Genomic DNA, 19518 nt, shown 5'->3' on the forward strand with positions numbered 1-19518 from the left:
GCGCGATGGCCCGCATATTGCTGTGCAGCATGGCCCGGCGGCCGGATCGCATTCTGCGGACCCGGCGCTTGGCCGGGCAGCTGGAAAAGCGGGAGTCGCAACGATGAAACGAACCAGGCAACTGATCCACCTTGGTGCAGCAGCGCTGGCCCTTTGCACCGCACCGACCCTCATGGCGGCCGAAAGCGCCACCATCGGCAATGTCACCGTCGTCAATGACTATCTGTTCCGCGGCCTCTCGCAGAGCGACCGCGACCCGGCCTTGCAGGCCGGCCTGGAATACGACCATGCCAGCGGCTGGTACGTGGGCGGCTGGGGCAGCAGCATCAGCTGGTTGTCCGATACGTCCGCGCCGGGCGCGCGGGTTTCCAGCAGCGTGGAACTGGACGTCTATACCGGTTACCGCACCAAGGTTGGCGACGACTGGACGCTCGACGGCGGCCTGTACGAGTACTACTACCCGGGCAGCTATCCGCACGGCTACACCCGGCCGTACACGTTGGAGGCCTACGCCGCGGTAGGCTGGCGCGCGCTGACGCTGAAATATTCGCAGACGCTGGGCAACGCGTTCGGGGTGGCGGACAGCCGCAACAGCAGCTACGTCGATCTTTCCTGGAACTGGGAGTTCACCCCGGGCTGGCTGGTCAACGCCCACGCCGGCCGCCAGCGGATCGCCGGCACCAGCGCCGCCAGCTACAGCGACTGGAAGCTGGGCCTCACCCGCAACTTCGACCATGGTTACGCGGTGGCGCTGGGTTATTACGACACCAACGCGCGGCGGTCGGTCTACACCAACGCGATGGGCCACTACCTGGGCCGGGCCACGGCCGTGATCAGCGCCAGCAAGGCGTTCTGAATCGGGGACGCCGCGCCACGTCGTCCTCGGCGTGGAACGGCGTCGGCGGCAGCACATGCACCAAGCTGGTGAAATGAGGCACCATGCTGCACCGTTAAGGGACTTTGCTGTCAGCCTCAGGGCGCGCGAAGCCCCACGGCATGCGGTTTTCCCGCTACTGTCCGTTGGCACACCGTTTGCTAAAGCTCATCCGCCCATTCCATTCGAGGTTGCTCCATGACTGCTCAGAAAGTGCTCGACCTGATCCAGGAACACGACGTCGAGTTCGTCGATCTCCGTTTTGCCGACATGCTCGGCGTGCACCACCACGTCACGTTCCCGGCGCATCAGATCGATGAGTCCACGTTCGAGGACGGCAAGATGTTCGACGGCTCGTCGATCACCGGCTGGAAGGGCATCAACGAGTCGGACATGGTCCTCATGCCGGACCCGGAAACCGCGCATCTGGATCCGTTCAGCGCGCACGTGCAGCTGATCCTGCATTGCGACGTGCTGGAGCCCAGCACCATGCAGGCCTACGGCCGCGACCCGCGCTCGATCGCCAAGCGCGGCGAGGCGTTCCTGAAATCCACCGGCATCGCCGACACCGCATTCTTCGGGCCGGAGCCGGAATTCTTCATTTTCGATTCCATCCGTTTCCAGAACGATCCGGGTCGCGTTTTCTACGAAATCGGCTCCGAAGAGGCGGCCTGGTCGTCGCGCTACAAGTACGACGGCAACAACACCGGCCACCGTCCGGGCGTGAAGGGCGGCTATTTCCCGGTCAGCCCGGTCGATTCGCTGGGTGACCTGCGCGCCGACATGTGCAAGGTGCTGGAGTCGCTGGGCCAGACGGTGGAAGTGCATCACCACGAAGTGGCCAACGCGGGCCAGTGCGAGATCGGCGTCAAGTTCAACACGCTGGTGAAGAAGGCGGACGAGCTGATCACCATGAAATACGTGGTCAAGAACGTGGCGCACCAGAACGGCAAGACCGTCACCTTCATGCCCAAGCCGCTGGTCGGCGACAACGGCAGCGGCATGCACGTGCACCAGTCGCTGTCGAAGAATGGCGAGAACCTGTTTGCCGGCGACCTCTACGGCGGCCTGTCGCAGATGGCGCTGTGGTACATCGGTGGCATCTTCAAGCACGCCAAGGCGATCAACGCGTTCTCCAACTCCACCACCAACAGCTACAAGCGCCTGGTGCCGGGCTTCGAGGCGCCGGTGATGCTGGCCTATTCGGCCCGCAACCGCTCCGCCAGCTGCCGCATCCCGTACGTGGCCAGCCCCAAGGGCCGTCGTATCGAAGTGCGTTTCCCCGACCCGATGCAGTCGGGCTACCTGGTGTTCACTGCGCTGATGATGGCCGGCCTGGACGGCATCATCAACAAGATCGACCCGGGCGCCCCGGCCGACAAGGACCTGTACGACCTGCCGCCGGAAGAAGAGAAGAACATCCCGCAGGTCTGCTCCAGCCTCGACGCCGCGCTGGAAGCGCTGGACAAGGACCGCGACTTCCTGAAAGCCGGTGGCGTGTTCACCGACGACTTCATCGATGCCTACATCGAAGTGAAGATGAAGGAAGTCACCAAGTACCGCGCCAGCACGCACCCGCTGGAGTTCCAGATGTACTACTCGCTCTGATGCGGGCGCCTGAAGCCCTCCCTGCAAGGGGAGGGCGTTAGGTGGGTCAGATTTTCAACGGGCGCCTCGGCGCCCGTTGTCGTTTTGGCTGCCCGAAGAATTCGCGCGTTCGCCGATGACCTTCGATCGGGCCGATACCTCTCAACTGTTGCGACGGCAGCCGGTTACAGTGACGGGACAACGCCCGCAGTGAATCCGCACAAGGAGTCGGCCATGCAGCAACTGCCCACCCAGTTCGAAGACCACGCGATCCGCCGCGTCTACGACGAAACCAGCGAAACCTGGTGGTTCTCGGTGGTGGACATCGTGCAGGTGCTGACCCAGCAACCGGATTACCAGGCGGCCCGCAAGTATTGGAACAAGCTGAAGGAGCGGCTGCGCAAAGAGGGCAATGAGTCGGTGACAAATTGTCACCGACTGAAATTGACCGCCGCAGATGGCAAAAATTACCTGACTGACGTGGCCACCGCCGAGACCCTGCTGCGTCTGGTGCAATCCGTGCCCAGCCCCAAGGCGGAGCCGATCAAGTTGTGGCTGGCCAAGGTTGGTTACGAGCGCATGCAGGAGTTGGCCGACCCGGCGCTGGCGCTGGATCGTGCCCGCGCGACGTGGCAGAAGCACGGCCGCAGCGAGAAGTGGATCAACCAGCGCATGATGGGGCAGGAAACCCGCGCCAAACTGACCGATTATTGGGCAAGGCACGAGATCAAGGCCGGCCAGGAGTTCGCCATTCTCACCAACCTGATCCACGAGGAGTGGACCGGCCTTGGCGTGAAGGAGCACAAGCAGCTCAAGGGGCTGAAAACACAGAACCTGCGCGACCATATGAGCGAAGCGGAGTTGATCTTTACCGCGCTGGCTGAACTGTCTACCCGACAGATTGCCGAGACAACGCAGGCTGTTGGCCTGCCGGCCAACAAGGTCGCGGCGAAAAGCGGTGGCAGCATCGCCAAGCGCGCCCGCCGGGAGCTGGAAAGCCAGACTGGCAAAAAGGTGGTGTCCGGCGAAAATTACCTGCCGCCGCCACGCCAGAAGCGTTTGAAGAAGCCGGGCGGGTAGCGTTGCGGCCTGCCGCATCGGCGGTCTTTACCGCCCAGTGTTTTCTGCTGGCGTGCGTCCGTTCCGGATGGCTGCGGGTAACGTACTTTCGCCCGCGTTTCATGTGGTCGGCGTAACCTTGGTGGTTGCCGTTGGCCGCATCTCGTGGCGCGGCCGCCCCTCACATCCCCGCAGGAACAACGCCATGGCCAACGCAAACGCCGTCTCATCGGGCACTTTCAAGATCGGCGGAAATACCGCCATCCATCGCCTCGGTTTCGGCGCCATGCGCATTACCGGCAAGGGCATCTGGGGGCCACCGGCGGACAAGGCCGAGTGCCTGCGCACGCTGCGGCGACTGCCCGAGCTGGGTGTCAATTTCATCGATACCGCCGATTCCTACGGGCCCGATGTGTCCGAGGGGTTGATCCGCGAAGCGCTGCATCCGTATCCCGACATGCTGGTGGCCACCAAGGCCGGGCTGACCCGCAGCGGGCCGGACCAGTGGCAGCCGCTGGGTCGCCCCGAATACCTGCGCCAGCAGGCGCTGAAAAGCCTGCGCTGGCTGGGTATGGAGCAGATCGGTCTGTGGCAGTTGCACCGCATCGACAACAAGGTGCCGCGCGATGAGCAGTTCGGGGCGATCAAGGCGTTGCTGGACGAGGGCATCATCGCCCACGCGGGCCTGAGCGAGGTATCGGTGGATGACGTGGTCGCGGCGTCCGCCGTGTTTCCGGTAGCCACCGTGCAGAACCGCTACAACCTGGTCGATCGCGGCAGCGAGGACGTGCTCGACCATTGCGAAAAGCACGGCATCGGCTTTATCCCGTGGTATCCGCTGGCCGCCGGCAGCCTGGCCGGCAAGGGCGGGCTGCTCGATCGCATCGCCGCCGCGCATGACGCCACGCCCGGCCAGTTGGCGCTGGCCTGGCTGCTGCGGCGCAGCCCGGTGATGCTGCCGATCCCCGGCACGTCGAAGGTCAGCCATCTGGAACAGAACGTGGCCGCGGCCGGCATCACGCTGTCCGATGAGGAATTCGCGGAACTGGACGCGGGCGGCAAGGCGGAGTCCAGCTCCGCCAAGCCCGATTGATCAGCTGCGTCCGCGCGAGCGTCGCCAGCGCAGCCAGCGGCGCTCCACCCACAGCAGGGTCCGCAACATCGGGCGGCGCAGAAAGGGCAGGTCCTCGGCCAGCAGCAACAGCCCCAGCGGCAACATCCACAGGCCCAGCACCGGCAAAACGCTGAATATGCCCCCGGCAATCAGCAGCAGGCCCACCGGCACGCGGACCCAGCGCGACGAGGGCACGCGCAGCCAGCGTATCGGTCGCGCAATCCACCCGGGCAGCTGGGTTTCCATGCGGTGGAAATGGCGGTTGAGCCGTGTCTCGTCCTTGTCGATCATGCGGCGCGGCAATCGGCGGTCATCATGCGGGCATTGTATGTCGCGACCTGTCCGCTGACCGGCTGCGGAGGGAGTGGCAGATGCCGTGGTTCATCTATCGGACCTTGTCCGGACGCCGCTATTCCTCCTCATCGACCCCGTTGCCGCGCGCCTGGTAGGAAGGGTCCGCTGCATCGCGCACATGACGCGTCGCCTCGCGCAGCCGTGGCTGCAGTCGCGCGACATCCAGCACCACCTTGCCCGAGTGCACGCCGTGCACCGCCGACAACGGCAGCTCGAAATCGCCCGCATTCTCGATGTAGATCACCAACTCCGGCGGCTCCGGCCGGATCTCCCGTACCGAGCCGATGCCTTCGCCCCCGTCGGAGACGAAAACCATGTCGCCCAACTGGATGGATTCGTGCATGTCGGTGGCCCTCTTTCGTGGCGTCGGTACACGCTCGCCGCGTGTCCCGCCACAGTGCCCATCGCAGGGTGAATGCCCGGTATAAACGGCGCCAAGCCGATGTTCCACGACGGAATTTGCCCCGCGATGCGGTAGATCGCACGCCATACGCATCAGGCCTATTGCACCAAATGTAAACAACACCCACAATGGTGCAATGAGCGACCGCGACTGGCAGGCGTATGCGGAGCAGATGGCGACGGGGCTGGCCCTCGTCGACGCCGATCTGCGTCTGCAATGGCTCAACCCGGCGCTCGCCGAATGGCTGGAATGGGGGCCGCGCAGCGCGCTTGGCCAACCGCTGGCCGGTGTGCTGGGCGATGCCTCCCGGCAGGCACAGCGGAGTCTGGCGCAGCAGCGGCCGGTGCAATTGCGCGGGGTGACGCTGACCGCCGTGAGTGGGCGGCAGACGCGGGTCGACATCACCCTGCAACCGCTCGACGGCGGCTTGCTGCTGGAGGCGCACGCGCTGGCCGAATCGCCGGCCGGCCAGTCGCCGCTGTCGGCCACGTTGCGTGGTTTCGCGCACGAAATGAAAAACCCGCTGGCCGGCCTGCGCGGTGCCGCGCAGTTGCTGCAGCGGCGCGTGACCGGTGAGGACCTGCAGGCGCTGGCCGGCCTGATCATTGATGAGGCCGATCGCCTTGGCGCGCTGGCCAGCCGCCTGTTGCACAACGACGGCGCGCCCACGCTGGCGCCGGTGAACATCCATCAGCCGCTGCAGCGCGTCGCCGACCTGCTGCAGGCCGAGCCGCAGCCGCCGCGGCTGCGGCTCGACTACGACCCCAGCCTGCCCGACCTGCACGGCGACGCCGACCGCCTGCAGCAGGCGCTGTTGAACCTGGCCCGCAACGCGCTGGAAGCCGGCGCCACCACGCTCACTCTGCGCACCCGCGCCGAGTACGGCCTGCGCCTGGGCGAGGGCGTGGCGCGGATGGCGCTGCGCGTGGACGTGGCCGACGACGGCCCCGGCGTGCCCGCCGCCTTGCGCGACACCTTGTTCGAACCGCTGGTGTCCGGCCGCGTCGACGGCACCGGCCTGGGCCTGGCGCTGTCGCGCGAAATCGCCCACGAACATGGCGGCGAACTGCGCTACGCCAGCCGCGCCGGCGACACGGTGTTCTCGCTGTACCTGCCACTGGAGTCTGGCCATGACTGATACCCCGGCACCGGAAATCTGGATCGTCGACGACGACCGCGGCGTACGTTTCGTGCTGGCCGAGGTGCTGCGCGACGCCGGCCTGGCAGTGCGCGAGTTCGGCGAGGTGGAGACCGTCCGCACGGCGCTGCACGACGACCGGCCCGCGCTGCTGCTGACCGACGTGCGCATGCCCGGCGAGGATGGCCTGAGCCTGCTGCGCGAGCTGCAGGAGTTGGGCGTGGGGCCGGTGATCGTGATGAGCGCCTTTACCGATGTGGCCACCGCGGCTGCCGCCTACCGTGCCGGCGCGGTGGACTACCTGGCCAAGCCGTTCGACCTCGACCACGCCGTGGCGGTGGTGCAGCGCGCGCTGGCCAGCGCCGCGGCACCGGCTGAACCGATCGTCGAACCGGTGGCATCCAACCATGCCCTGCTGGGCGAAAGCGCGCCGATGCGCGAAGTCTTCCGGCTGATCGGCCGCGTGGCCGCCAGCGACCTCAACGTGCTGATCACCGGCGAAACCGGCACCGGCAAGGAGCTGGTGGCGCGCGCGCTGCACGAGGAAAGCGCACGCCGGCAGAAACCTTTCGTGGCGCTCAACACCGCCGCCATCCCCAGCGAGCTGCTGGAAAGCGAACTGTTCGGCCACGAGGCCGGCGCGTTCACCGGTGCGCTGCGCCGCGTGGCCGGTCGCTTCGAACAGGCCGAGGGCGGCACGCTGTTCCTGGACGAGATCGGCGACATGCCGCTGGCGCTGCAGACGCGGCTGCTGCGTGTGCTGGCCGGCGGCGAGTTCTACCGCGTGGGCGGACGCGAACTGATCCGCGGCGACGTGCGCATCGTGGCGGCCACCCACCAGGACCTGTCCGCGCGCGTGGCCGCGGGCCTGTTCCGTGCCGACCTGATGCACCGGCTGGACGTGGTGCGCATCGAACTGCCCGCGCTGCGCAACCGGCGCGGCGACATTCCGTTGCTGGCGCGGCATTTCCTGGCGGCGATGGCACAGGATCTGAAGCTGCCGCCGAAGCGGTTCTCGAAAGCCGCGCTGAAACTGATCGCGCAACGGGATTTCCCCGGCAACGTGCGCGAGCTGGAAAACCTGTGCCGGCGACTGGCAGTGATCGCACCCGGTAGCGAAATCCTGCCCACCGACCTGGACGGCATGCGCAGCGCCCCCAGCGGCGGTGACTGGACCGACGCCCTGCGCGACTGGGCCGCCGAAGCCCTGGCCGCCGGCGAAGTCGAAATCCACGCCCGCGCCCGCGAAGCGCTGGACCAGACCCTGCTCCAGGCGGCATTGCAGGCCTGCGATGGCCACCGGCAGAACGCGGCGCAAGCCTTGGGCGTGGGCCGCAACACGCTGACCCGCAAGCTGGGGACGTCGCGCACGCGCAAGTCGTCTTGAGGGGGCTTCCCGCAAACGCTTCACCTCAACGCCACAAAGACACCGTAATCCCCTCTCCCCTGCGGGGAGAGGGTAGGGAGAGGGGGCACACGCCGCGGGGAAGCTCAACGAAGCTTGCTCGCATCGCCGAACCCCCCGGCTTCCCCACAAGCACCGCCCCCTCTCCTCGGTCCTCTCCCCAAGGGGGAGAGGAAGCAGAGCGTTCCCCAGCCTCCCCGCAAGCACCGCCCCTCTCCTCGGTCCTCTCCCCAAGGGGAGATGAGGCAGAGCGCTCCCCAACTTCCCCGCAAGCACCGACCCCTCTCCTCAATCCTCTCCCGCAAGGGGGAGAGGAGGCTTAGCGCCCAGCGTGACCCGCAGCCGGTGCACCCGTCCATCATCCACCAGCACCACGGCCTTGCCGGCATCCAGCGTTTGGCCGTCCATCTCCATCGCCAGCACGCCGCGGCAAACCCGTTGCGGATTCTCCACGCTGACCTCGTAAGAGCTGACGTGCTGCTTGCCACGATGCCGATAGGTGAGCGTGAAGCCTGGCCAGTGCTTCGGCATACACGGATCGATGCGTAACTGCTCGCCGCGTAATTGGAACCCCAGCAATGCTTCCAGCCCGGCGCGATACAGCCACGCGGCGGAGCCGGTGTACCAGGTCCAGCCGCCGCGGCCGACGTGCGGGGCTTGCGCATAGATGTCGGCGCAGACGACGTAGGGTTCGACCTTGTAGCGCTGCACGGCCTCGGCGCTGGCGCTGTGGTGGATCGGGTTGAGCAGGCTGAATACATCGCCGGCGCGGTCGCCGTCGCCCAAGCCGGCCCAGGCGAAGATCGACCAGATCGCGCCGTGCGTGTACTGGCCGCCATTCTCGCGCACGCCGGGCGGGTAGCCCTTGATGTAGCCAGGGTTCTGCGGGCCGCCGTCGAACGGTGGGGTGAACAGTTTCGCCACTTGATCGGCGTGATCGACCAGCAGCCGATCGACTGACGCCATGGCCTGCGTAGCGCGTTCGCGGTCGATCGTGGCCGGGTCGTCCGCGCTGGCCATCACGCTCCACGATTGCGCGATCGTGTCGATGCGGCACTCGTCGTTCTGCGCCGAACCCAGCGGCGTGCCATCGTCGTAATAGCCGCGCCGGTACCATGCGCCGTCCCATGCCTGCGCCAGCGCCTGGCGCAAGGTGTCGGCATGGTCGCGCCAGCGGCGGGCGCGTTCACCATCGCCGCGTTGCTCGGCGACCGGCGCCAGCGCCGCGATGGCGGCCAGCAGGAACCAGCCCAGCCAGCTGCTTTCGCCGCGGCCGGCGACGCCCACCGCGTTCATGCCGTCGTTCCAGTCGCCGGTGCCGATCAGCGGCAGGCCATGCGCGCCGGTGGCGAGGCTGCTGTCGATCGCGCGCGCCGCGTGTTCGTACAGGCTCGCCACGTCGTCGCTGTGGCCGGGCAGGAAGAACGCGTCGGTCGCGCCGTCCTCGATCGCCGGGCCGGTCAGCCATGGCAGCACTTCGTCGAGTACGGCGTCGTCACCGCTGACGCGCACGTAGTGCATGGCCACGTAGACCAGCCAGAGTCGATCGTCGCTGATGCGGGTGCGGATACCCTGGCCCTGCGGTGGCAGCCACCAGTGCTGTACGTCGCCCTCGGCGAACTGGCGACCGGCGGCGCGCAGCAACTGCTCACGCGCCACGTCGGGGCGGCTCACGCACAGCGCCATCACGTCCTGCAATTGATCGCGGAAACCGTACGCACCGCTGGCCTGGTAATAGGCCGTGCGCGCCCACACGCGGCAGGCCAGCACCTGGTACAGCAGCCAGTCGTTGAGCAGGATGTCGAGGGCGCGATCGGGCGTGCGCACCTGCACCGCGTCGAGCACGTCGCTCCATTGCGCGGCCACGGCGGCCAGCACGTCGTCGATGTCGATGCGCCGGTAGCGGTCGATCAGCGTTTGCGCCTCGGCTTCGGCACTGGCGTCGCCCAGCAGGAACAGCAGGTCGATCTGGGTGTGCGGCGGCAATTCGATGCGCGTCTGCAGCGCGCCGCAGGGATCCAGCCCGGCGCCCACGCGGCCGGACAGCGGCGCGCCGTCGTGCAGCGCGGCAGGGCGTTCGACCGTACCCAGTTCACCCAGGAACTCGCGCCGGTCGCCGCTGATCGATTGCTGCTGGCCGGCCATGTCGAAAAACGCCACGCGCTCGCCGAAGTCCGGCCGCCACGGATTGCGCGCCAGCATCGCGCCGGTGGCCTCATCGTGCGCGGTGATCACGAACGGCGCCGGCGTGCTGCCGTTGGCGCCCAGCGCCCATTGCACGTAACCGGTCACCGCCAACTGCCGCGCGCGCGCCGAGCGGTTGTACAGGCGCAGCCGCGACAGCTTCACCGGATCGGCCAGCGGCATGCATTGCACGAGGTCGGTTTCGATACCGTGGGCGTCGCTGCGGAAGCGACTCCAGCCCTTGCCGTGAGTGGCGGTGTAACGGGCGCCGGGCGCGCGGATCGGCAATGCCGTGGTGCTCCACACATCGCCGGTGTCCTGGTCGCGCAGGTAGATCACGTCGTGCTGCATGTCGCTGACCGGATCGTTCGGCCACGGCGTCAGCGGGTTCTGCTGGCTGTTAAGCGACCACGCGTAGCCGCCGCCCTCGGCCGACACCAGAAAGCCGAACGCAGGGTTCGCGATCACGTTCACCCATGGCGCCGGCGTGGTGCGGCCGTCATCGAGATCGATGCGATAGGCGCGGCCATCGTCGACGAAGGCGCCGCTGCCGTTGGCGAATTCCGATCGTTCGGCGCTGGCGGCGGCCGGCGGTGCGGCCGGGGTGCTGGCGCGGATCGGCGGTGCTGCGACGGCGGCGGCCGGTGCATCGGGCATGTGCGGTACCGGTTCGGCGGCGTCCAGCACCAGCCGTGCGACCGTCAGCAGGCCTTGCCGCAGTTCGGTGGCGAGGGTGTCGTCTTGCAGCACGAACAGCTGCGCCTTCGGCCCACCATCGTGGGCCGCCAGTCGCGCCTGTTGCGCCTCGACCAGTGGCGTCAACGCCTGCTGCAGCGCGCTTTCGCCGGAGGTGGCATCGAGCAGCACCACATCCACCGCCAGTCGCTGGCTGCGCCACCAGGCTTGCGCCTGCAGCAGCTCGCGCACGCGCGCCAGCGTGTCGGTGTCGCGCACGTACAGCAGGGCGATCGGCCGATCGCCGGAAATGCCGGCGGCCCACAAGGTGGGCGGGCCACCGCGGCCGCGGGGCAATTGATCGAGAGGTGCGCGTTGCGCGGTGTCGGTCACCAGCAGCGCGCTCAACCAGCGGGCACAGCGAGCCGCGCAGGCGGCGTCGATGCCGTGTCGCGCGCGTTCCGCCTCGGCCTGGCGGGCGGCGCCGTCGAACAGGGTGGCGGCGGTGTCGGCTTGCGTCAGCCGCGTTGCCAACGTCAGCGCAGCCTCGCGGGTATCGGCCAGCGCGGTCCACAGCAACAGGGTCACGCTGCCGCGCGGTGCCAGGGTGAGCGACTGGCGCAGCGCGAAAACCGGATCGAGCACGCAGCCCACCGTGCCGGACAGCGCCGCGCCGGGCGCCATCGCCTGTGCGTGCGCCAGCGTGCGGCCGCGTCCAAGGAATCGTGCGCGGTCGGTTTCAAAGCTGACGCCGTCGGCGCCCCGGCCTTCGATCTGCAGCGCCTGCGCGCACCACGCCGCGGGGGGAGCGGCGTCGCGCGCGCGGCGGTGGGCCAGCAACAGGCCATGCGCCGCGTCCCATTCGGTCTGCACGAACATCTTGGAAAACGCCGGATGCGCGTCGTCCGCCGCCGCCGCGCCCAGCACCAGTTCGGCATAGCTGGTGAGCGTGAGGGTGCGTGTGCGATCGCCGTGATTGCTCAACGTGATGCGGCGCAGTTCGGTGTCCGAGTCCGGCGCCACCGCGACTTCCAGCTCGCTGTGCACGCTGTGGTGGCGGCGGCTGAAGCGGGCGTGGCCGATGCCGAATTCCACCGCGTCGTCGGGTGTGCGGCTGGTGCCGGGTTGTTGGGTCAGCGACCACACCTCGCCGCTGTCCTCGTCGCGCAACAACAGGTAGCTGCCCCACGGGTCGCTGACCGGGTCCTCGCGCCAGCGGGTCACGGCCAGGTCGCGCCAGCGGGTGTAGCCGGAGCCGTTCGCGCTCAGCATCACGCTGAGCTTGCCGTTGGACAGCAGGCAGTGCTGGCGCGGGTCGATGGTGCGGGAAGATGGCGACATCGGGGTTCCTGTGATGAACAGGTCCCCGATGATGCGCCGACAACAGCATCGGCCGCGTCAACCTGCGTTTCATCGCGGTGGGGGGTACCATGCCGTGCTCATCGGCCACGCGATCCGCCGCCGACTTCCTGCAGCGAGACAGGCCACTCCCCGATCCATGCGTTCGTCCCCGTCCAGCCCGCCGCTCCGGCCCGACCCGTTGTTCCAGCGGCTGCAGAGCAAGGCGTTTGCGTATTTCCAGTACGAAACCAACCCGTTGAACGGCCTGGTATCGGACAAGACCGCGCCGGACTGGCCGTGCAGCATCGCCGCCACCGGGCTGGCGCTCAGCGCGTATCCGGTGGCGGTCGAACGCGGCCTGCTCAGCCACGCGGAGGCGTTGCAGCGGGTGCTGACCACGCTGCGTTTCTTTCGTGACAGCCCGCAAGGGCCGGAACCGGACGCCACCGGCTACCGCGGCTTCTACTACCACTTCCTGCACATGCAGACGGGCCGGCGCGCCTGGCAATGCGAGCTGTCCACGGTGGACAGCGCCTTCCTGTTTGCCGGCATGCTGACCGCAGCCGCGTATTTCAACGACGACAGCGCCGAGCAGAAGGAAGTACGCGAGATCGCGCACGCCTTGTACGAACGCGCCGACTGGCTCTGGGCGCAAGCCGCCGATGGCACCATCGGCCATGGTTGGCATCCGGAAAGCGGCTTCATCCCGCACCGCTGGCAGGGCTACGACGAAGGCTTGCTGTTGTACGTGCTGGCGCTGGGTTCACCCACCCATCCGCTGCCGCCCAGCGCGTACGCGGCCTGGGCCAGCACTTATGAATGGAAGCACTGCTACGACCTCGATTACCTGTATGCGGGGCCGCTGTTCACCCATCAGCTGTCGCATGCGTGGATCGATTTCCGCGGTATCCAGGACGCGTTCATGCGCGGCAAGGGCATCGATTATTTCGAGAACAGTCGCCGCGCCACCCTGATCCAGCAACGCTATGCCATCGACAACCCGCTGGGTTTCAAGGGCTACGGCGCCGACTGCTGGGGCATCACCGCCAGCGACGGTCCCGGCCCGGCCACGTTGAAGGTCAACGGCATCGAGCGGCACTTCTACGATTACCAGGGCCGCGGCGCACCGTTCGGTATCGACGACGGCACGCTGGCGCCATGGGCGGTGGTGGCCTCGCTGCCGTTCGCGCCGGAGGTGGTGTTGCCCGCGGTGCACCACTTCATCCATACGCTGCAGCTGCACGATCATCATCCCTACGGCTTCAAGGCCAGCTTCAACCAGAGCTACGTCGACAAACCCGGCATGGCGCTGGATGGCTGGGTGTCGCCGTACTTTTTCGGCCTGAATCTGGGGCCGATCCTGCTGATGGTGGAGAATTACCGCAGCGGCCTGCCGTGGCAGCTCATGCGCGGCTGCCGTTACATCATCGATGGCCTGCGCCGCGCCGGTTTCAGCGGTGGCTGGCTGGATACCGATCGGCATACGCGATAATGCCTTCCCGGGTGCTGCCGTGTGGCGCGCCCTTTTTTGTTTTCTGTGACGGAGTAGTGCGATGGAACTTGGCATGGTGGGTTTGGGGCGCATGGGCGCGAACATGGCCGAACGGTTGCTGCGTGGCGGCCACAAGGTCACCGGCTTTGACCCGAACGTCGACGCGCGCAAGGCGCTGGAAGGCAAGGGTGCGGCCAGCGCCGATTCGCTGCAGGCCCTGGTGCAGGCGCTGCCAGCGCCGCGGGTGGTGTGGCTGATGGTGCCCGCCGGCGCGATCACCGATGACACCGTCAACACGCTGCTGTCGCTGCTGTCCCCCGGCGACACCGTGATCGATGGCGGCAACTCCAATTACAACGACACCTTGCGCCGCGCCGCACTGTACCGCGAGCACCAGCTCGACTACGTCGACTGCGGCACCAGCGGCGGCGTGTGGGGCCTGGCCGAGGGCTACAGCATGATGGTCGGCGGCGACGAGGCGGTGGTGAAACGCCTGCAGCCGATCTTCGAGACGCTGGCGCCGGGCAAGGATGCGGGTTGGGGCCGTGTGGGTCCGGTCGGTTCCGGCCACTTCACCAAGATGGTCCACAACGGTATCGAGTACGGCATGATGCAGGCCTACGCCGAAGGCTTCTCCATCCTGGAGCACAAGCAGGAGTTCGGCCTGGATCTGGCGCAGATCGGCGAGATCTGGCGCCAGGGCAGCGTGGTGCGTTCCTGGCTGCTCGACCTCACCACCGACGCGCTGACCAAGAACCCGAAGATGGACGGCATCGCGCCCTACGTGCCCGATTCCGGCGAAGGCCGCTGGACGGTGGACGAGGCGATCCAGCTCAACGTGCCCGCGCCCGTGATCACCCTGTCGCTGATCGCCCGCCTGCGCTCGCGCGACACCGAGTCGTTCACCGACAAGCTGCTGTCGTCGATGCGCAACGAATTCGGCGGGCATGCGGTCAAGAAGGAATGATCAGCTTCGCTGGGAGGTTCCTCTCCCTGTAGGAGCGGCTTCAGCCGCGACCGCTTCAGCTTTGCAGCTTCGGAGCAAAAGCGGTCGCGACTGAAGTCGCTCCTACAGGCGTGCTCCCACAGTGCGGTTCACAGCAGATCCGCTTGCGCCGGCGCATAGCTCAGCTCGCCATCGACGATGCGCGCGGGCGAGGTGTAGGGATGCTCGGTGCTGTGGGTGGCGTCCATGATGTGGATGACCTCGATGCCGCGCAGCTTCAGCACGTCGGACACCAGCGAACGGTGGCAGCGCCACCACACCGCCTCGGCGCACATCATCGCGGTGCGTCGCTGCGAGGCCAGCGCCAGCAGCGTCTCCAGCCCTTCGGCGAATTCGTCGGTGGCGGTGTAGTCGGCATAGCCCTGGAACGAGGCATTGCGCCACGCCGTATTCGGCGAACCCGGTTGCACCTTGCGCCGCCCGCCCAGTTTGGGCATCCACTGATAGGCGACCTCGTGAGCGGACAGCGCCTCGGCCAGCGCCTCGCTGGCGAAATAGGGGTAGCGGCGCGAACCGGGGAAGCGCCGTACGTCCGCGATCGCCTCGATGCGGTAGGTCTGCAGCAGGCCGATGAATTCTTCCAGCGTGCGGGTGGAGTGGCCGATGGTCCACACGGTGGCAGGCTTGACCAGCATGCTCAGTCGATCTTGTGCAGCGCGGCGCCCTTGTGCATCGCCACGTGATCGGTCTTGTCGCTCTTGATCTCGTACTGCGGATCGTCCTCGCTGCAGCGGCGCATGTGGCCTTTGTATTCCGTGTCGCGCGTGTGCACCTTGGTGATGGTGCCACTGACGTGGCCGGCTTCGGAATTCCAGCGTACGTGGTCGCCGACTTTGAATGCGTGGGACATGAGGGCCTCCGGTGGATACCGCACGCATGAAAGCAGAGACCGCTTCATGCGTGCGTGAAGCCGCGGTTACCCCTGCAGCAACGCCTTTGCCCGTGCCACCACGTTGTCCACGGTGAAGCCGAATTCGCGCAGCAGCACGTCGGCCGGAGCGGAGGCGCCGAAGTGGTCGATGCCCAGCACGCCGCCGCGGTCGCCCACGTAACGGTGCCAGCCTTGCGGCGAGCCCAGCTCCACCGCCAGCCGTGCGTGCACGGCCGGCGGCAGTACTTCGTCGCGATAACTCTGCGGCTGCGCGTCGAACAGCTCCCAGCTGGGCATCGATACGCAGCGCACGGCGATGCCTTCGGCCTGCAGTTTTTCGGCCGCCTGCAGGATCAGGCCCACTTCGGAGCCGGTGCCGATCAGGATCAGCGCGGGCTTGCCGTCCTTCGCGTCGCTAAGCACGTAGGCGCCCTTGCGCAGGCCGTCGGCGCTGGCGTAGCGCTGGCGATCCAGGGTGGGCACGTTCTGCCGCGTCAGCGCCAGCAGTACCGGCGCGTGGCGGGTTTCCACCGCCACCTTCCACGCCACCGCGGTTTCGTTGGCGTCGCCGGGGCGGATCACGGTGAGGTTGGGGATGGCGCGCAGGCTGGCCAGTTGTTCCACCGGCTGGTGGGTGGGGCCGTCTTCGCCCAGCGCCACGCTGTCGTGGGTGAACACGTGCACCACGTGCAGGCCCATCAGCGCGGCCAGGCGGATCGACGGGCGCATGTAATCGGAGAAGATCAGGAAGGTGGCGTCGAACGGAATGAAGCCGCCGTGCGCCGCCAGGCCGTTGCTGATCGCCGCCATCGCGTGCTCGCGCACGCCGTAATGGAAGTTGCGCCCGGCGCGGCTCCAGCCGCCGCCGTCGGAGCCTTCGGTGTCTTCGCCCGGTGTCGGCGCGGGATTGAAATCGCCCAGGCCCTTGAGCGCGGTGTGGGTGGAGGGGTCCAGATCGGCCGAGCCACCGCACAGCGCCGGCACCTTGGCCGCGAAGGCATTCATGATCTTGCCACCGGCCACGCGGGTGGCCATGCCCTTGGCGTCGGCGGGAAAGGTCGGGATATCCGCGTCCCAGTTCGGCGCCAGCTCGGCGCGAAGGCGGCGGTCCAGGGCTTTCGCCTCGTCGGGGAAGGCCTTGGAATAGCCGTCCATACGGCTGAGCCAGTCCGCTTCCGCCTTGGCGCCGCGATCCCGCGCCTGGCGCATGTGCGCCAGCGCCGGTTCGGGCACCAGGAAATCCGGCTCGGTGGGCCAGCCCAGGTTCTGCTTGGTCTTGGCCACGTCCTCGGTACCCAGCGGGGAACCGTGCGCCTTGTAGCTGTCCTGCTCGGGCGAACCGAAGCCGATGTGGGTGCGCACCAGGATCAGGGTGGGGCGTTCGGTATCGGCGCATGCCGCCTTCAAGGCGTTGTCGATGGCGGCCACGTCGTTGCCGTCGGGCACGGTAATGGTCTGCCAGCCGTAGGCCTCGAAGCGCTTGGCGCGATCCTCCGAAAACGTCATGTCGGTGCCGGCGGACAGCGTCACGTAGTTGTCGTCGTACAGGCACACCAGCTTGCCCAGTTTCAGGTGGCCGGCCAGCGAGGCCGCCTCGCTGGCCACGCCTTCCATCAGGTCGCCATCGCTGACGATGGCCCAGGTGCGGTGGTCGATCACCGTGTGCCCGTCGCGGTTATAACTGGCCGCCAGTTGCGCCTCGCCCAGCGCCATGCCCACGGCATTGGCCAGGCCCTGGCCCAGCGGGCCGGTGGTGACTTCCACGCCGGGCGTGTGGCCGTATTCGGGATGACCCGCCGTCTTGCTGCCCCACTGGCGGAAGTGCTTGATGTCATCCAGCGACAGGTCGTACCCGGTGGCAAACAGCAGGCTGTAGAGCAGCGCCGAGCCGTGCCCGGCCGACAACACGAAACGGTCGCGGTCGGTCCACTGCGGGTTGGCCGGGTTGTACTTCATGTGCCGCGTCCACAGCACGTAGGCCATCGGCGCCGCGCCCAGCGGCAAGCCGGGATGGCCACTGTTGGCCTTCTGCACCATGTCCACCGACAGGAAGCGAAGCGTGTCGATGCATTGCTGGTCGAGGTCGTTGGACATGGTTGTTTCTCCGGAAGAGGTTGGGATTCTTGTAGGAGCGACTTCAGTCGCGATGCTTTCGCTCTGAAGCTTCAAAGAAAGAGCATCGCGACTGAAGTCGCTCCTACAGGGGCTTGGCGGAATCAGGCCAGCGCCGCATCCACGATGCTTTGTGCTTCGCTCAGCAGCGCCTGCAGATGCGCCTCGTCCCTGAAGCTTTCCGCGTAGATCTTGTAGATTGCCTCGGTGCCGGATGGCCGCGCGGCGAACCAGCCGCTGGCGGCCACGGCCTTGATGCCGCCGATGGCCGCGCCGTTGCCGGGCGCGCGATCCAGCACCTGCTCGATCTTCTCGCCGGCGAGCTGGTCGGTCTTCAGCTGGTCGGGCGACAGTTTGGACAATTTCGCCTTCTGCGCCGGCGTGGCCGCCGCTTCGACGCGATTGGCGAACGGCTTGCCCAGTTCATCGGTAAGCCGCGCATACAGCTCGCCCGGGTCCTTGCCCTCGCGGGCGGTGATCTCGGCCGACAGCAGCGCGGGCACCAGGCCATCCTTGTCGGTGACCCAGGCCGTGCCGTCGCGGCGCAGCAGCGAGGCGCCGGCGCTTTCCTCGCAGCCGAAACCCAGCGAGCCGTCGAACAGACCCGGCGCAAACCATTTGAAACCCACCGGCACCTCGTAAAGCTGGCGACCCAGCCGCTTCGCCACGCGGTCGATCAGCGCGGTGCTGACCACCGTCTTGCCGACCGCGGCCTGCGCGTTCCACTGCGGCCGATGCCGGAACAGGTAGTCGATCAGCACCGACAGGTAATGATTGGGTTCCAATAATCCGCTGCTGCGGGTGACGATGCCGTGGCGGTCGTGGTCGGTGTCGCAGGCGAACGCCACGTCGTAGCGATCCTTCAGCCCGATCAGCCGCTGCATCGCGTATTTCGACGAGGGATCCATGCGGATCTTGCCGTCCCAGTCCACGCTCATGAAGGCGAACTGCGGGTCGACCACGTCGCTGACCACGGTGAGGTCCAGCCGATAGCGCTCGGCGATCGGGCCCCAGTAGTGCACGCCGGCGCCGCCCAGCGGGTCCACGCCCATGCGGATGCCGGCGCCGCGGATCGCGTCGAAATCGATCACGTTGGCCAGGTCGGCCACGTAGTGATTGAGGAAATCGTGTTCGTGCGTGGTGGCGGCCGTGCGCGCCTGCGCCAGCGGCATCCGCTTCACCTCGCGCAGGCCGCCTTCCAGCAGTGCGTTGGCGCGGTTCTCCACCCATTTGGTGATGTCGGTGTCGGCCGGGCCGCCGTTGCTGGGGTTGTACTTGAAGCCGCCATTGTCGGGCGGGTTGTGCGACGGCGTGATCACGATGCCGTCCGCCAGGCCGGATGTGCGGCCCCGGTTGTAGACCAGGATGGCGTGCGAGACCGCCGGCGTGGGGGTGAACTCGCCGCCGGTGGAAACCATCGTCTCCACGCCATTGGCGGCCAGTACCTCCAGCGCGTTCTCGAACGCCGGCTGCGACAGCGCGTGGGTATCGGCGCCGATGAACAGCGGGCCGTCGATGCCCTTGGCTTTCCGGTAGTCGCAGATCGCCTGGCTGATCGCCAGGATGTGCCAGGCGTTGAAGCTGCGCTCGAACGAGCTGCCGCGATGGCCTGAGGTGCCGAACGCCACGCGTTGGGCCGGTACGGAGGGATCGGGTTGCAGGTCGGTGTAGGCGGCCAGCAGCCTGGGGATGTCGACGAGTATCGATGCGGGCGCCGGCTTGCCGGCGAGTGGGCTGATCTTCTGACTCATGTGCCCTCGAAAAATCTTTCGTGGAAACGTTGCAGTCTGCCACCAGTGAAGCGATTGGAGCGTGAGCGGCCGGTGGAGCCGACTCTGTAGGAGCGGCTTCAGCCGCGACGCTCTTGCTTTGGAGTTCCAGAGCAGAAGCGTTGCGGCTGAAG

The 19518-nt window shown here is 67.3% G+C and carries 15 protein-coding genes; 8 read left to right on the forward strand and 7 right to left on the reverse strand.

The genetic code is table 11. The annotated features are described in order from the left end of the window. The first annotated feature begins 103 nt into the window (after positions 1–103). The 4 genes from ASD68_RS12365 (at position 104) to ASD68_RS12380 (ending at position 4613) form a co-directional block, all read left to right on the forward strand. Positions 104–856, forward strand: coding sequence for a TorF family putative porin (locus ASD68_RS12365; RefSeq protein WP_056607184.1), 753 nt, complete (start codon positions 104–106; stop codon positions 854–856). Positions 857–1072: 216 nt separating this feature from the next. Beyond that, positions 1073–2482: a type I glutamate--ammonia ligase gene (glnA, locus tag ASD68_RS12370; RefSeq protein ID WP_056607187.1), complete on the forward strand. Its 1410-nt coding sequence runs from the start codon at positions 1073–1075 to the stop codon at positions 2480–2482. Positions 2483–2695: 213 nt separating this feature from the next. Continuing rightward, positions 2696–3541 (forward strand): Bro-N domain-containing protein, encoded by an 846-nt coding sequence (locus ASD68_RS12375; protein WP_056607189.1) that lies wholly within the window; start codon positions 2696–2698, stop codon positions 3539–3541. 184 nt (positions 3542–3725) lie between these two features. Beyond that, complete coding sequence (locus ASD68_RS12380) at positions 3726–4613, forward strand: aldo/keto reductase (protein WP_056607192.1); 888 nt, start codon at positions 3726–3728, stop codon at positions 4611–4613. On the opposite strand, the gene ASD68_RS12385 is transcribed toward ASD68_RS12380, so the two are convergent. Next, positions 4614–4925 carry a hypothetical protein gene (locus ASD68_RS12385; RefSeq protein ID WP_056607196.1) on the reverse strand — a complete coding sequence of 104 codons (312 nt, stop codon included), beginning with the start codon at positions 4923–4925 and terminating at the stop codon, positions 4614–4616. A 118-nt stretch (positions 4926–5043) separates the two neighbouring features. Next, entirely contained in the window at positions 5044–5331 is a 288-nt protein-coding gene (locus ASD68_RS12390) for a hypothetical protein (RefSeq protein ID WP_056607198.1), read from the reverse strand. Positions 5332–5527: 196 nt separating this feature from the next. On the opposite strand from ASD68_RS12390, the gene ASD68_RS12395 reads away from it, so the two are divergent. Next, the gene (locus tag ASD68_RS12395; RefSeq protein ID WP_056607201.1) at positions 5528–6529 is read left to right on the forward strand and encodes an ATP-binding protein; all 1002 of its coding nucleotides are present in this window, start codon (positions 5528–5530) and stop codon (positions 6527–6529) included. Further along, positions 6522–7916 carry a nitrogen regulation protein NR(I) gene (ntrC, locus tag ASD68_RS12400; protein ID WP_056083659.1) on the forward strand — a complete coding sequence of 465 codons (1395 nt, stop codon included), beginning with the start codon at positions 6522–6524 and terminating at the stop codon, positions 7914–7916. Before ASD68_RS12395 ends, ntrC begins: the two co-directional genes overlap by 8 nt. A gap of 306 nt (positions 7917–8222) precedes the next feature. Here the strand turns inward: ntrC and ASD68_RS12405 are convergent, their stop codons facing one another. After that, positions 8223–12134, reverse strand: a complete 3912-nt coding sequence (locus ASD68_RS12405; RefSeq protein WP_056607204.1) for a glycosyl transferase family 36 — start codon at positions 12132–12134, stop codon at positions 8223–8225. 157 nt (positions 12135–12291) lie between these two features. On the opposite strand from ASD68_RS12405, the gene ASD68_RS12410 reads away from it, so the two are divergent. Beyond that, positions 12292–13626, forward strand: a complete 1335-nt coding sequence (locus tag ASD68_RS12410; RefSeq protein WP_056083665.1) for a glucoamylase family protein — start codon at positions 12292–12294, stop codon at positions 13624–13626. A gap of 61 nt (positions 13627–13687) precedes the next feature. Then, positions 13688–14593 carry a phosphogluconate dehydrogenase (NAD(+)-dependent, decarboxylating) gene (gnd, locus tag ASD68_RS12415; RefSeq protein ID WP_056607207.1) on the forward strand — a complete coding sequence of 302 codons (906 nt, stop codon included), beginning with the start codon at positions 13688–13690 and terminating at the stop codon, positions 14591–14593. 128 nt (positions 14594–14721) lie between these two features. On the opposite strand, the gene ASD68_RS12420 is transcribed toward gnd, so the two are convergent. The 4 genes from ASD68_RS12420 to pgm form a co-directional block, all read right to left on the reverse strand. Next, a complete protein-coding gene (locus ASD68_RS12420) occupies positions 14722–15267 on the reverse strand; it encodes a DUF488 domain-containing protein (RefSeq protein WP_056607210.1) in 546 nt (181 codons plus the stop codon). A gap of 2 nt (positions 15268–15269) precedes the next feature. After that, the gene (locus ASD68_RS12425; protein ID WP_056083675.1) at positions 15270–15482 is read right to left on the reverse strand and encodes a DUF2945 domain-containing protein; all 213 of its coding nucleotides are present in this window, start codon (positions 15480–15482) and stop codon (positions 15270–15272) included. A gap of 66 nt (positions 15483–15548) precedes the next feature. Continuing rightward, positions 15549–17597, reverse strand: a complete 2049-nt coding sequence (tkt, locus tag ASD68_RS12430) for a transketolase (RefSeq protein WP_056607212.1) — start codon at positions 17595–17597, stop codon at positions 15549–15551. Positions 17598–17719: 122 nt separating this feature from the next. Continuing rightward, positions 17720–19366: a phosphoglucomutase (alpha-D-glucose-1,6-bisphosphate-dependent) gene (gene pgm / locus ASD68_RS12435; protein ID WP_056607214.1), complete on the reverse strand. Its 1647-nt coding sequence runs from the start codon at positions 19364–19366 to the stop codon at positions 17720–17722. Positions 19367–19518 lie beyond the last annotated feature (152 nt).

Origin of the sequence: Rhodanobacter sp. Root627 (assembly GCF_001427835.1) — a bacterium.
GTDB classification, from domain to species: Bacteria; Pseudomonadota; Gammaproteobacteria; order Xanthomonadales; family Rhodanobacteraceae; genus Rhodanobacter; species Rhodanobacter ginsenosidimutans.